The organism is Micromonospora sp. AKA38, from assembly GCF_027925725.1.
Lineage (GTDB): Bacteria > Actinomycetota > Actinomycetes > Mycobacteriales > Micromonosporaceae > Micromonospora.
The window spans coordinates 1,562,948-1,575,589 of sequence record NZ_BNEI01000005.1 but is presented as its reverse complement, the minus strand read 5'-3'; the positions used below and the strand labels follow the sequence as shown (position 1 = coordinate 1,575,589).

At 76.5% G+C, this 12,642-nt stretch carries 15 protein-coding genes; 8 read left to right on the top strand and 7 right to left on the bottom strand.

What is annotated here, in order from left to right; all coding sequences use genetic code 11:
- Positions 1-80 precede the first annotated feature (80 nt).
- Complete coding sequence (locus TPA0908_RS23975; protein WP_281941500.1) at positions 81-1,709, top strand: ABC-F family ATP-binding cassette domain-containing protein; 1,629 nt, start codon at positions 81-83, stop codon at positions 1,707-1,709.
- 4 nt (positions 1,710-1,713) lie between these two features.
- On the opposite strand, the gene TPA0908_RS23970 is transcribed toward TPA0908_RS23975, so the two are convergent.
- Complete coding sequence (locus TPA0908_RS23970) at positions 1,714-2,373, bottom strand: response regulator transcription factor (RefSeq protein WP_281941497.1); 660 nt, start codon at positions 2,371-2,373, stop codon at positions 1,714-1,716.
- The gene (locus tag TPA0908_RS23965; RefSeq protein ID WP_281941495.1) at positions 2,361-3,650 is read right to left on the bottom strand and encodes a sensor histidine kinase; all 1,290 of its coding nucleotides are present in this window, start codon (positions 3,648-3,650) and stop codon (positions 2,361-2,363) included. The genes TPA0908_RS23970 and TPA0908_RS23965 overlap by 13 nt, the downstream gene beginning before the upstream one ends.
- A gap of 119 nt (positions 3,651-3,769) precedes the next feature.
- Here TPA0908_RS23965 and TPA0908_RS23960 point away from each other — a divergent pair, with 119 nt between their 5' ends.
- Complete coding sequence (locus TPA0908_RS23960; protein WP_281941493.1) at positions 3,770-4,057, top strand: DUF1905 domain-containing protein; 288 nt, start codon at positions 3,770-3,772, stop codon at positions 4,055-4,057.
- Positions 4,054-4,824: an SIR2 family NAD-dependent protein deacylase gene (locus TPA0908_RS23955; RefSeq protein WP_281941491.1), complete on the top strand. Its 771-nt coding sequence runs from the start codon at positions 4,054-4,056 to the stop codon at positions 4,822-4,824. The genes TPA0908_RS23960 and TPA0908_RS23955 overlap by 4 nt, the downstream gene beginning before the upstream one ends.
- Before the next feature lie 51 nt (positions 4,825-4,875).
- Here TPA0908_RS23955 and TPA0908_RS23950 read toward each other — a convergent pair whose 3' ends face one another.
- A complete protein-coding gene (locus TPA0908_RS23950; RefSeq protein WP_281941489.1) occupies positions 4,876-5,421 on the bottom strand; it encodes a hypothetical protein in 546 nt (181 codons plus the stop codon).
- Positions 5,422-5,494: 73 nt separating this feature from the next.
- Between TPA0908_RS23950 and TPA0908_RS23945 the strand changes: the two genes are divergently transcribed.
- From TPA0908_RS23945 to TPA0908_RS23925, 5 genes are all read left to right on the top strand, one after another.
- Positions 5,495-6,094, top strand: a complete 600-nt coding sequence (locus TPA0908_RS23945; protein WP_281941487.1) for a TetR/AcrR family transcriptional regulator — start codon at positions 5,495-5,497, stop codon at positions 6,092-6,094.
- 10 nt (positions 6,095-6,104) lie between these two features.
- Positions 6,105-7,034, top strand: a complete 930-nt coding sequence (locus tag TPA0908_RS23940; protein ID WP_281941485.1) for a diacylglycerol/lipid kinase family protein — start codon at positions 6,105-6,107, stop codon at positions 7,032-7,034.
- A 79-nt stretch (positions 7,035-7,113) separates the two neighbouring features.
- Positions 7,114-7,866 (top strand): dienelactone hydrolase family protein, encoded by a 753-nt coding sequence (locus TPA0908_RS23935; RefSeq protein ID WP_281941483.1) that lies wholly within the window; start codon positions 7,114-7,116, stop codon positions 7,864-7,866.
- A 31-nt stretch (positions 7,867-7,897) separates the two neighbouring features.
- On the top strand, positions 7,898-8,524 hold the full coding sequence (locus TPA0908_RS23930; RefSeq protein ID WP_281941481.1) for a maleylpyruvate isomerase family mycothiol-dependent enzyme: 627 nt from the start codon (positions 7,898-7,900) through the stop codon (positions 8,522-8,524).
- Between the two features lie 83 nt (positions 8,525-8,607).
- On the top strand, positions 8,608-9,321 hold the full coding sequence (locus TPA0908_RS23925; protein ID WP_281941479.1) for an RraA family protein: 714 nt from the start codon (positions 8,608-8,610) through the stop codon (positions 9,319-9,321).
- Positions 9,322-9,325: 4 nt separating this feature from the next.
- Here the strand turns inward: TPA0908_RS23925 and TPA0908_RS23920 are convergent, their stop codons facing one another.
- From TPA0908_RS23920 to TPA0908_RS23905, 4 genes are read right to left on the bottom strand one after another with little or no spacing between them, the layout of a single operon-like run.
- Complete coding sequence (locus TPA0908_RS23920; protein ID WP_281941476.1) at positions 9,326-9,952, bottom strand: response regulator; 627 nt, start codon at positions 9,950-9,952, stop codon at positions 9,326-9,328.
- The gene (locus TPA0908_RS23915) at positions 9,949-11,178 is read right to left on the bottom strand and encodes a sensor histidine kinase (protein WP_281941474.1); all 1,230 of its coding nucleotides are present in this window, start codon (positions 11,176-11,178) and stop codon (positions 9,949-9,951) included. Before TPA0908_RS23915 ends, TPA0908_RS23920 begins: the two co-directional genes overlap by 4 nt.
- 9 nt (positions 11,179-11,187) lie before the next feature.
- Positions 11,188-11,640 (bottom strand): ABA4-like family protein, encoded by a 453-nt coding sequence (locus tag TPA0908_RS23910; protein WP_281941471.1) that lies wholly within the window; start codon positions 11,638-11,640, stop codon positions 11,188-11,190.
- Positions 11,640-12,569, bottom strand: a complete 930-nt coding sequence (locus tag TPA0908_RS23905; protein ID WP_281941469.1) for a hypothetical protein — start codon at positions 12,567-12,569, stop codon at positions 11,640-11,642. Before TPA0908_RS23905 ends, TPA0908_RS23910 begins: the two co-directional genes overlap by 1 nt.
- Between the last annotated feature and the right edge of the window lie 73 nt (positions 12,570-12,642).

Sequence of the window (12,642 nt, the reverse complement as noted above, 5' to 3'; positions counted from 1 at the left end):
CGCCGTCGCCGCGGCCCCCTTCGTCGTCCCCTGTCCACGCCGGCGCACCGCGCCCGCGGCTCTCCCTCCTGAGGTTGATCATGTCCGACGCCTACGTCGTCAGCTCCGCGCTCTCCTTCTCCTGGCCGGACGACACACCGGTCCTCACCGACCTGACCTTCTCCGTGCCCGGCGGCCGTACCGGCCTGGTGGCGCCCAACGGCAGCGGCAAGACCACCCTGCTGCGGCTGATCGCCGGCGAGCTGCGCCCGACGGCCGGCGCGGTCACCGTCCGGGGCGTGCTCGGCTACCTGCCCCAGCACCTGCCGTTCGCCGTCGACCAGACCGTCGCCCAGGTCCTCGGCGTCGACCGGGCCGTCGCCGCGCTGCACGCCATCGAGGCCGGTGACGCCCGCGAGGAACACTTCACCGCCGTCGGCGACGACTGGGACGTCGAGGAGCGCACCCACGCCGAGCTGGTCCGCCTCGGCCTCGGCGGGCTGGCCCTGGACCGCCGGCTGGGCACGCTCAGCGGCGGTCAGGTGATCTCCCTGGGGCTGGTCGGGCAACTGCTGCGGCGGCCGGACGTGCTGCTGCTCGACGAGCCGACGAACAACCTCGACGAGGCGGCCCGCGAGCGGTTGACGGCGGTGCTGCGCGGCTGGACCGGCTGCCTGCTGGTGGCCAGCCACGACCGGGCGCTGCTGGACGAGATGGACCGCATCGCCGCGTTGGCCCCCGACGAGCTCCGCTGGTACGGCGGCGACTTCACCGCGTACGAGCAGGCCGTGCGCGCCGAGCGCGAGGTGGTTCAGCGGCAGGTCCGCGGCGCCGAGCAGGACCTCAAGCGGCAGAAGCGCGAACTCCAGCAGGCCCGGGAACGCGCCGCCCGCCGCGCCGCCACGGCCGCCCGTAACCTGCCCGACGCCGGGCTGGCCCGGATCGTCGCCGGTGGCCTGAAGCGGGACGCCCAGGTCTCCGCCGGCCGGGCCGCCGAGACGCACGCCGCCCGCCTCGGCGACGCGCAGCACCGGCTGGACCAGGCCAGCCGGGCCGCCCGCCAGGACGACAAGATCGTGATCGACCTGCCCGACACCGCCGTGCCGGCCGGCCGGACCGTCTTCCACGGCGAGCGGCTGTGCGCCGAGTACGCCGGCCGTCAGGTGTTCGACGGCATCGACCTGACCGTCCGGGGGCCGGAACGGATCGCGCTCACCGGCGCGAACGGCACCGGCAAGTCCACACTGCTGCGCCTGGTCAGCGGTGACCAGCAGCCCACCGCCGGGACCGCCACCCGGGTCGAGGGGCGGGTGGCGTACCTGTCGCAGCGGCTGGACCTGCTCGACCCGGCGCGTACCGTCGCGGAGAACCTGGCCGCCTTCGCACCCGGGCTCGCCGACGCCGAGCGGATGAACCTGCTGGCCCGGTTCCTGTTCCGGGGCGACCGGGTGCACCTGCCGGTCCGCGTGCTCTCCGGCGGCGAGTTGCTGCGCGCCACCCTGGCCTGCGTGCTGAACGCCGAGCCGGCGCCGCAGCTGCTGCTGCTCGACGAGCCCACCAACAACCTCGACCTGGACAGCGTGGCCCAGCTGGCGGGCGCGCTCGGCGGCTACCGGGGAGCGCTGCTGGTGGTCAGCCACGACCCGCGGTTCCTGGCCGACCTCGGGGTGGACCGGTGGCTGCGGCTGGCCGACGGCGCCCTGACCGAGACCGGCGGCCCGGAGCGGTAGCCCGTCAACCTTCGGCGCGCAGGTAGGCGAGCACGGCCAGCACCCGGCGGTGGGTCTCCTGGTCCGGCGGCAGGTCCAGCTTGGCCAGGATGTTGCCGACGTGCTTGCCGACCGCCGCCTCGGTCACGTGCAGCCGGGCCGCGATCGCGCCGTTGGAGTGCCCCTCCGCGACCAGCCCCAGCACCTCCCGCTCGCGCCGGGAGAGCGCGTCGAGCGGGTCGCGGGGGCGGCGCAGCAGGTGCCGCACCACGTCCGGGTCGACCGCGGTGCCGCCGGCGGCCACCCGGCGCAACGTGTCGGCGAACTCGGCGACGTCGGCCACCCGGTCCTTGAGCAGGTAGCCGACCCGCCGGCCGTCGCCGCTGTCCAGCAGCGCCGCGGCGTACCCGCTCTGCACGTGCTGGCTCAGCACCACCACCGCGAGATCCGGCCGCTCCGCGCGCAGCGTGACCGCCGCGCGCAGGCCGTCGTCCCGGTGCTCCGGCGGCATCCGGATGTCGGTCACCAGCAACTCGGGCCGGTGCGTGCGGACGGCGTCGAGCAGCGCCGGTGCGGAACCGACCGCGGCGGCCACCGCGAACCCGAACCGGGTCAGCAGGCCGACCAGACCCTCCCGGAGCAGGACCTCGTCCTCGGCGAGGACGACCCGGATCACGGACGGCACGGCAGCTCCACCCGCACGAGGGTAGGCCCGCCCGCCGGGCTGGCCAGCAGCAACCTGCCGTCCACCGCGGCCACCCGGTCGGCGAGCCCGGTCAGGCCGGTGCCCCGCGCCGGGTCGGCGCCGCCCCGGCCGTCGTCCTCGACCTCCACCACCAGCAGGTGGCCGGTCCGGGTCAACCGCACCACGGCGCGCGTCGCGTGGGCGTGCCGGGCCACGTTGCCCAACGCCTCGGAGACCACGTACCAGGCGGTGGTCTCGACCAGCTCCGGCACCGGGCGGGGCAGCTCCGCGCGTACGGTGACCGGGACCGTCGAGCGGGCCGCCAGGTCGCCGACCGCGCCGGCCAGCCCCAGTTCGGTGAGCTGCGGCGGGCGGAGGCCCTGCACGATGCCGCGCAGCGTCACCATCAGCTCCTTGGCCTGCTCGTGCGCCAGGTCCAGCGGTCGTGCCGCCGGCGAGTCGTCCGGCACGTCGAGGCGGGCCAGCCCGAGCTGGAGCGTGAGGCTGGTCAGCCGCGGCTGCGCGCCGTCGTGCACGTCCCGCTCGATGCGGCGGCGTTCCGCCTCGTACGCGCCCATCAGTCGGGCCCGGGACCGCGTCACCTCGCGCAGCGCGGTGGCGTCGGGCGCGTCGTCGAGCAGCCACCGGGCCACCGCCGCCTGCCCCGCGACCAGCAGGCCGGCGAGGTAGCCCAGGGCCGGCACGGCGAGCACACCGGCGACCGCGTACGGGACCGCCCCGGCCGGGGAGTCGACGGTGGCCCAGACCAGCACGATCCGGTCCTCGCCGCCGGCCAGCCACGGGCCGGCGACGAGCGCCGCGTCGAGCAGCACCAGCAGCGCGAACGTGCCGTACGCCACCGGCACCACGGTGCCCAGCCAGCCGGCGTACGCGACCTCCCGCCAGGCGGCGGCGCCGGTCCAGCGGGCGGCCGGGCCACGCCGCCCCGGCGCGCGTACCGGCCGGCGGTCGACCAGGCCGAGCCGCCACCGCTCGACCGCCGCCACCGGCGCGCCGACCAGCGGGGCGACGGCGAGCCCGGCCAGCGACACCAGGGTGAGCACGACCAGGACCGGGACGTCGACCGGCCGGCCCTGCCGCAGCGCGCTCACCACCAGCAGCAGCGGCGCGGCGAGCACGCCCGCCGCCACCGCCAGCACGCCGGCGACCGGCAGGGTGGTCACGGCGTACGCCAGGGCCCGCCACGGCCAGGCGGAGCGCAGGTATCGGCGCCGGCGCAACGCCCCGGCCAGGTACGACGGTCGGTCCACGGTCATGGGCTGACGCTAGCCAGGCGGCGGCCGGCCGGCCCAGCCGTCCAGACCCCGGTTGTCGGGTGGGGCTGGCCCCACCCCGCCGGGCCGGGCACGTCGTACCCCGTCCCTATCCTGAGCGGATGGAGCTGGCGTTCAGCGGCGAGGTGTGGTTCTGGCGCGGCCCGGCGCCCTACCACTTCGTCACCGTGCCCGACGAGCAGTGCGCGGCGTTGGCGACCGCCGCCGCCTCGGTCAGCTACGGCTGGGGCATGGTCCCGGTCGGCGTCCGGGTCGGCGCCACCGACTGGCGGACGTCGCTGTGGCCCAAGGACGGCCGCTACGTGCTGCCGCTCAAGGTGGCGGTGCGCCGCGCGGAACGGATCGAGCTGGGCGACCGGGTGGGCGTCCGGTTGACGGTGGACGGGTGAGCGCCGGCGACCTCGCCGCGGCGGCCCGGCTGCTGGCCGCCGCGACCCGGCCGGTGGTGTTCACCGGTGCCGGCATGTCGGCCGAGAGCGGCGTGCCGACGTTCCGGGACGCGCAGGTCGGCCTCTGGCAGCGCTTCGACCCGGCGCAGTTGGCCACCCCGGCCGCGTTCCACGCCGACCCGGCCCTGGTCTGGGGCTGGTACGAGGGCCGGCGGCACGGGGTGCGCCGTGCCGCGCCGAACCCGGGGCACCGGGCGGTGGCCGCGATCCAGGCCCGGCTGCCGGACACCGTGGTGGTCACGCAGAACGTCGACGACCTGCACGAGCGGGGCGGCGCCCTCGCCCCGGTCCGCCTGCACGGCAGCCTGTTCGCGCCCCGCTGCTCCGGGTGCGCCCGGTCGGCGCCGCTGCCCGACGCCGCGGGGGAGCCGGCCGGGCCGCTCGACCCGCCGGCCTGTGCCCACTGCGCCGCACCGGTCCGGCCCGGCGTGGTGTGGTTCGGTGAGGCGCTGCCCGATGCGGCGTTGGCGGCGGCGGTCGAGGCGGCGTCCCGCTGCGACCTGCTGCTCACCGTCGGCACCTCGGCCCTGGTCCACCCCGCCGCGGAGATCCCGCTGGTGGCGGCCCGCCTCGGCGCGCCGGTGGTGCAGGTCAACCCGGTGCCGACGCCGCTGGACGCGGTCTGCGCGGTCAACCTGCGGGGGCCGGCCGGCGAGGTGCTGCCGGCGCTGGTCCGGGCCGCCTGGCCCGACGCGTCCGCCGGCTGAGAATGGTGGTTCGTCGAGGGCATCGCGACCACCGGCCGTAAGGGGTGAGCGTCAGACGTCGCGGGGCGCCCGCTTGGGGAACACGGTGTAGGCGACCGGCCAGAACACCAGCCAGGCCGCCATGGCCAGGGTGAGCCGACCGGCCCAGGCCCACAGCTCACCGGTCCGCTCGGCGTCGCCGACCAGCGCGACGCCGCCGAGCAGCACGGCGCAGGCGACCGCCCAGCCGAGCATGCCCTTGCCCCACTCCCGCCACTCGTGCCGGGCCCGGGCCCAGCCGTGGCGGGGGGCCCGGCGCGGCGGCGGCCCGCCGGCGAACCGGTGGGCGAACCGCTCGTCGGCCCAGCGCACCATGCTGTGCCCGAAGGCGACGGAGAAGCCCAGGTAGGCGGCGGCGAGGCCGTGCGCGAACGTGGCGGTGCCCCCGCCACGCAGGTCGATCATCGTGGCGGCCAGCAGCACGAGGTCGACGGCGGGCACCGCGAGCAGCAGCGCGGCGCCCAGGCGGGGCCGCCGCAGCGGGTAGCGGGCGACCAGCCCGGCGACCAGGAACAGCCAGAACGCCACCTCACAGGCGATGATCACTCCGATGAGCACGTGGCCTCCAGGTTTTAGTACGCTGTGCGACAACAACCGTAGCAACAGTCGTCCACCCGCCGCCGGAGGGGCCGTGCCCAAGATCGTCGACCATGACGCCCGCCGCGCCGAGCTGGCCGAGGCGATGTGGCGGGTCGTCTACCGCGACGGCGTCGGCGCCGCCACGGTGCGCAGCATCGCCGCCGAGGCCGGCTGGTCGCCCAGCGCGCTGCGGCACTACTTCGCGACCCAGACCGAGCTGCTGGTCTTCGCCATGGAACATGTGATGGCCGAGGCGACCGAGCGGTTCACCGCCGGGGACCGCACCGGCACCACCCGGCAGGTCGTCCAACGGATGCTCGAGGAGCTGCTCCCGCTGGACCGGCAACGGGCGCGGGAGGCCGAGGTGTGGCTGCTGCTCGCCGCCCGGGTGCCTGTCGACCCCGCCGCCCGCGAGCGGATGACCGAGGCCGACGACGGCGTACGCCGGGCCGCCGAACTCGCCGTCGCGCTGCTCACCGGCGCGGAACCGGCCGACGAGGCCGCCACCGCCCGGCTGCACGCCCTGCTCGACGGCCTCACGCTGCACGCGTTGCTGCATCCCGACCGGATGCCGCCGGCCCGGATCCGCGACCTGCTCGCCGCGCACCTCGACCAGCTCGCCGAGGGGTCGGACACCGGCGTCGGCGGATAGGGTCGCACCCGTGCGGACCAAACAGGAGCTGTCGACGGCGATCCGGGAACGACGGCGGGCGGCGCTGGTGGTCAACGCCCACTCCCGCCGGGGCCGCCGGCTCTACGACACCGTCCACGCGCGCCTGCGCGCGGCCGGTTTCACGCTGCTCGGGGCGTACCCGGTGGACCGGCCGGGCGAGCTGGACCGGGTGCTCGCCGAGGCCGCCGACCTCGGCCCGGACCTGCTGGTCACCGGCGGCGGCGACGGCACGGTCGGCGCGGCGGCCCGGCTGCTCGCCCACCGGGACGTCGCCCTGGGCCTGCTGCCACTGGGCACCACCAACAACTTCGCCCGCACCGTCGGCGTCCCGCTCGACCTCGACGCGGCGATCGCCGTGCTCACCGGCGGCAAGGTGATCGACGTCGACCTCGGCCTGATCGGTGACACCCGGTTCACCAACCACGTCGGGATCGGGCTGTCGGCCGACATCATGCTGACCGCGCCGCCGCGGCTGAAGCGCGCCGTGGGCCGGCTCGCCTATCCGCTGACCGCGCTGGGGCTGCTGACCCGGCACCGCCCGTTGCGCGTGACGGTCCGCGCCGAGGGCCGGGACCACGCGTTCCGCACCCACCAGGTGTACGTGGCCAACGGCGGCTTCCACGCCGGCCGGCCGATCACCGCCGACGCCAACGCCGACGACCGGCTGCTGGTCGCGTACCCGGTCGGCGGGCCGAGCCGGCGCGGGCTGCTGCGCGACACGGCCCGCAACGCGGCGGCCGGCCGGCGTCGCACGCTGCGCGACGAGCCGTTCCTGGCCGTGCGTCAGCTGTGGCTGGAGACCGACCCGCCGGCCCGCATCGAGGTCGACGGCGAACCGTACGGGCGGACGCCGGTGCGCATCGGCCTCGACCCGAACGCACTGCGGCTGATGGCGCCCGCGGACAGCCCGGACCACTGACCGGCCCGGCCTCGACGTGCCGGCCACCGACGCCGGGAGTAGCGTGCGACGCGGAAACCGCAGCGAGGAGGTTCGGACCGTGCAGCCGACGATCGTGGACGTGCCCACCCCCGACGGGACGGCGGACGCCTACCTGCTCCGGCCGGACTCCGGCGGCCCGTTCCCGGGCGTGCTGCTGTTCATGGACGCGTTCGGGCTGCGGCCCCGGCTGGCCGAGATGGCCGCGACCATCGCCGCCCGGGGATACGTGGTGCTGGTGCCCAACCTGTTCCACCGCGCCGGCCCCGCCGCGCCGGTCGACACGTCCGCGGTGGCCGACGACAGCCGGCGTCTCGAGCTGTTCGCGCGGCTCGGCCCGCTGATGGCCGCGCTGACGCCGGACGTGGTGGCCCGGGACACTGCCGCCTACCTCGACTTCCTCGCCGCCCAGCCGGATGTCGCACCCGGCCCGGCGGCGATCACCGGCTACTGCATGGGCGGCACGAACGCGTTGCGGGCCATCGAGGCCCACCCGGACCGGATCGCCGCGGTGGCCGCCTTCCACGCCGGTCACGTGGTCAGCGACGCGCCCGACAGCCCGCACCGGGGCGTCGGCGCGGTGACCGGCGAACTCTACTTCGGTCACGCCGACCAGGACGCGTCGATGACCGCCGAGCAGATCGCGACGCTGGAGCAGGCGCTGGACGCGGCCGGCGTCACCTACCGCTCGGAGGTCTACCGGGGCGCCCGCCACGGCTACACGCAGGCGGACACGCCGATGTACGACGAGCAGGCCACCGAGCGGCACTGGGCGGCCCTGTTCGACCTGCTAGACCGCACTTTCCCGGGCTGACCCGGCCGGTCGGCGCGGCCACAATGGGTTGGTGGAGACCGACCTGTTGCCGATGATCGCCGCCGAGCGGCGCCGCACGGCCGACCTGATCGACTCGCTCACCCCGGCCCAGTTGGACACGCCCAGCCTCTGCCAGGCGTGGACCGTCCGGGAGGTCGCCGGTCACCTGGTGTCACCGCTGGTCTCCACGCCGTGGCGCATGCTGCCACTGCTGGTCGGCGCCGGGTTCCGGCCGCACGTGGCGAACGCGCGGCTGGCCCGGCGGGTGGCCCGGCGGCCGCCGGCCGAACTGGCCGCCGCGCTGCGGGAGCACGCCGACCACCGGTTCCGCCTGCCGGTGGTCGGCTGGCCCGGCCAGCTCACCGGCCTCCAGGTGCACGGGCAGGACATCCGCCGGCCGCTCGGCCTCCCCGCCGACCTGGACCCGGAGCGGCTGCGCATCTCGCTGGACTTCCTCACCGGTGGCCGGGCGGTCGGGTTCGTCGACCGTCGGCGGGTCGCCGGGCTGCGCGTCGAGGCGACCGACCTGGGCTGGTCGGCCGGGGACGGGCCGGTGGTGCGGGGCACCGGCGCCGCGCTGCTGCTCGCGCTGACCGGCCGCCGGGTGGCGCTGGCCGACCTCACCGGGGACGGCGTGGCGCGGCTCGCCGCCCCCTGACCGGCCTCCGCCGGCGCGGGCACAGGCCACCGGCGCGCAACTGGCACCTGCCATCCCCGTCCCCGGCTGGCTAGCGTCGGCCCATGGACGTCGACCACCCCGCCCCGGCCGGGCCTTTCGCCGCGCTGACCACCGCCCACGTCGCTGACGCCTGCCTGCGGGCCGGCGTCGCGGTCCGCTGCGCCCCGGCCGCCGTACGCCCGGTGCTGGCCGGGCGGCGCCTCGCCGGGCGGGTCCGGCCGGCCCGGCACGCCGGCAGCGTCGACGTCTTCCTCGAGGCGATCGACCGGGCCGAGCCGGGGGACGTGCTGGTGGTCGACGACGGCGGTCGCACCGACCGGGCCTGCGTCGGGGACCTGGTGGCGTGGGAGGCGCGGGCCGCCGGCCTGGCCGGCCTCGTGGTCTGGGGCGCGCACCGGGACACCGCGGACCTCACCGTCGTCGGGCTGCCGGTGTTCAGCCTCGGCGCCACGGCGAGCGGGCCGCTGGAGCTGGACCCACGGCCGGCCGGCGCGTTGGACGCGGCGCGGGTCGGGCCGTGGACGGTCGACGGCGGTGATCTGGTGCTGGCCGACGAGGACGGTGTGCTCTTCGTGCCGGCCGACCGGGCCGGGGAGCTGTTCGACCTGGCCGGGTCCATCCGGGACACCGAGCGGCGGCAGGCCGACCGGATCCGGGCCGGCCGGTCGCTGCGGGCGCAGCTCGCGTTCGACGACTACCTGACCGCCCGTGCGGCGGACCCGACGCTGACGTTCCGGGCGCACCTGCGGGCGGTCGGCGGCGCGATCGAGGAGTGACCGCTCAGCCGCCGCGCGCCCACAGCGCCAGGCGGACCCGGTTGGGGCTGCCGGTCTTCGCCATCAGGCTGGTGATGTGGGTCTTCACCGTGGTCACGCCGATGTGCAGCCGCTCCGCGATCTCGGTGTTGGCCAGCCCCTCCGCGACCAGGTCGAGCACGTCCTGCTCACGGGCGGTCAGCCCGGCCGACCGCCGGGGCGTGCCGGCGCGGGCGTGCACCGCCCGCTGGACCAGCCGGCGCAGCACCTCGGGGCTGAACGGGCTGTCCCCGGCGGCGGCCCGGCGGAGGCCGTCGAGCAGGTCGGCCGGGGGCGCGTCCTTGAGCAGGAAGCCGCAGGCGCCGGCGGTCAACGCGGGATAGAGGTGGTCGTCGTCGCCGAACGTGGTGAGCACCATGATCCGGGTGGCGGGCCGGTCGGCGAGGATCCGGCTGGTCGCGGTGATCCCGTCGACGCCGGGCATCCGCAGGTCCATGACCACCACGTCCGGCCGCAGCCGGGCGGCGGCGGCGATCGCGTCGCGGCCGTTGTCGACCTCGCCGACGACCTCCAGGTCGGGCTGCGCGTCGCAGAGCATCCGCAGGCCGGCGCGGATCAGGTGCTGGTCGTCGGCCAGCAGCACGCGGATCACGCCGGCTCCGGCGCGGCCGGCCGCGACCCCGGCGCCACCCGGGCGGGCCGGTCCGGGGCGCCGCCCGGCGGCAGCACCGTCCGCACCCGCCACCCGTCGCCGGTCGGCCCGGCCTCCAGCCGCCCGCCGAGCACCTCGACCCGCTCCCGCATCCCGACGATCCCGTGGCCGCCGCCGACCGGCACCACGGTCGGCGCCGCGCCGCGCCCGTCGTCGGAGACCGCCCAGTGCACCGCCCCGTCGACCACCGACACGGTCAGTCGGGCCCGGGCGGTCGCGCCCGCGTGTTTCGCCACGTTCGTCAACGCCTCCTGGGTCAGTCGCAGCACCGCCTGGCCGCGGACCGCGTCCAGGGTGCCGATCGCCGGGTCCACGTCGGCCTCCACGGTGACCCCGGCCTGCCGGGCCCGGTCCACCGCCACGCCGAGCGCCGCCGGCAACGCCGCCGGATCGATCGCGGTCAGCGCCGCGTCACCGCGGACGCCGTCCGGGTCGCGCAGCACCGCGACCAGCCGGCGCAGGTCGGTCAGCGCGGCCGTGCCGGTGCGGTGCACGTCGTCGAAGACCGCGCCGACCCGCGGGTCGAGGTCCGGCAGCACGTGCCGGGCCACCCCGACCCGCAGCACCATCGACGCGACGTGGTGGGCGATCACGTCGTGCAGTTCCCGGGCGATCGCGGCCCGCTCGTCGGCGCGCGCGGCCCGGCTCTCCGACTCGCGTCGGCGCTGCTCCGCCACGGCCCGTTCCTCGGCCTGCCGGCCGAGTTCCCGGGTGGTCCGCACGACCAGGCCGATCAGCAGCGGCAGCCCGACGGTGACGGCGAGGCCGAGCAGACCGGCGAGCGCCTGCCGGAGCGGGTCGCCGATCAGACCGGTCAGGTCGACGGCGGCCAGCAGCCCGGCGGCCAGCCAGAACGTGCGGGGCCGCGCGGCCCGCATGGTCAGCTCCAGCAGCGCCCAGCTCGCCCCGACCTGGTTGATCATCACGTCGTCGACGAGCGGGAACGCGACCGCCAGCAGGGCCGACTGGAGCAGCAGGTTCAGCAGCGGCCGGCGATGACACAGCAGCGCCAGGACGAACGCGCCGAGCGCGAGGATCCACTGCGTCGTCGTCGGCCCGGGCCGGCCGTGCACGCCGACGACCAGGTAGCCGACGCCGGCGAGATTCAGCAGCAGTCGCCGCGCGAGCGTGTCACTTGCGTCGAGCAGTCGACCCACCCAGCCCACGACGTGAGCCTAGGCAACCGGCGCGGCCGGGGCCACCACCACGGTCCGCCGCCGCCACCCGGCCCGCAGTCCGAGGTGGACGGCCAGCCCGAGCGGGCCCAGCAGGATGGTGAGCACCAGCACCGGCGCGGCGAGCAGCGCCGGGATGCCCCGCTCCCGGCCGTCGCGCCAGATCCACCGCCCGACGAACAGATCGAAGCCGATCATGTGGGCCCAGGCCGCCGCCGCGCCGCTGTCGGTGCCGAGCAGGTCCCGGACGCCGTCCAGGGTGGGCAGTGCCACCACCGGCAGCACCGTGCCGAGCGCCGGCAGCACCAGGATCGCGTAGATCAGCAGGACCGGTGCCACGATCAACGGCGAGTCGACGATCCGCGCGGTCCACGACCAGCGGGGCGCCACGATCATCAGCGCCCAGAACGGCGCGGCGAGGGCGAACGTCAGCCCGAACAGGATGGCGGCCATCAGACCAGCACCGCCGTGGCGTGGTCGGACCGGCGCGCCAGGACCAGGCCGGTGGCCGCCGCGGTGGCGGCCACCAGCACCCCCGCCGCGGTCAGCGTGATCTCGTCCGGCCGCAGCAGCGGCTGTCCGCGCAGCGCCTGCACGGTGGCCAGCAGCGTCAGCCCGGCGTAGGCGAACCCGCCGACCAGCACCAGCCGGGCCCGGACCAGCTCGTCCAGGCGGGCGCCGAGGAACCGGTCGAGCAGGATCGCCAGCAACGGCAGCGCCTGCAACGCGTGCAGCCCGATGAAGTGACCGACCCGCAGGTCGCCGCCCGTGGTGCTCCAGCCGACCACCGGCAGCCCCGGGCCGCCGTCCGGCACGCCGACGCTGTGCGCCCCGGTGATGCCGGGGGGCGTGCCGTCCGGGTGCTGGGTCAGCATCGGGAACGCGACAAGCATGCCGAGCAGCGACACCGCGAGCCCGGCCCGGATCGCGTACCCGCCCGCGCGGTCCGGCAGGGGCCGGCGCGCCAGGACGACCGCGAGCACGACCTGGGCCAGGAACAGCACCGTGATGGCCGTGCCCATGACGTTGTAGAGCACCGCGTCCAGCGGCGTGCCCGTGTTGAAGTGACTGGTGGTGCCGCGCAGCACCTGGACGACGATGAGGGCCATCTCCAGCACCGCCGCGGCCACGATCACGGTGACCGCCCGTTCGGCGAGCCGGCTGCGTCGGGGCAGCAGGGAGAGCATCCAGGCCAGGGTGCCGCCGTAGAGCGTGAGCGAGACCGCGAACTTCAGCGGCTTGAGCCAGACCGGCGCGCCGGTGAGCACGCGGGCATCGGTGACGAGGCCGATCGCGGCGACGACGGTCAGCGCCGCCATCATGGACACGAGGAGCAGCAGGGGGCGGGGCCAGCCGGCCGCCCGCTTCCGTACGGTAGTCATGTCTGTAGATGCTCGCGGCCGGCGACCGTGGTCGCGCCCGACCGGGGGTCGCGGTCGCGGCCACCGGTGGGAG